This is a genomic window from Tetzosporium hominis, assembly GCF_002265435.1.
GTDB classification, from domain to species: Bacteria; Bacillota; Bacilli; order Bacillales_A; family Planococcaceae; genus Chryseomicrobium; species Chryseomicrobium hominis.
This window is the reverse complement of the sequence record NZ_NOKQ01000275.1, coordinates 1-248: the sequence shown is the minus strand read 5'-3', so window position 1 is coordinate 248 and position 248 is coordinate 1. Positions and strand designations below refer to the sequence as shown.

The following is a 248-nucleotide window of genomic DNA, read 5'->3' as shown; positions in this document are numbered from 1 at the left end:
TGCGTTCTCAGCAAGCGCTCCCTGTGCGAATTGGTTAAAATCAATGTTTGTCATGTCTGCTGGCTCCCATCTTTGTGATTTCATTGGCTAGTGAGTGCTTCACTCGTTTGCCGTGGCAGTCATGGCACAGGTATCCGTTCTTTTTTCGTAACGGTTTGCCCTTGTCCCGACACTCCCCCCAGGGGTCGACTCGTACAGGTTGGATATGTGGACTCCGCATCCCACATCCGCCGATGCGTGTGACCAGG

General features: G+C 53.2%; 1 protein-coding gene. It reads right to left on the bottom strand.

Annotation, left to right across the window (positions count from 1 at the left end):
- Positions 1-40 precede the first annotated feature (40 nt).
- A partial coding sequence (locus tag CF394_RS15975) for a hypothetical protein (RefSeq protein ID WP_207761725.1) occupies positions 41-248 on the bottom strand: 208 nt, incomplete at its 5' end.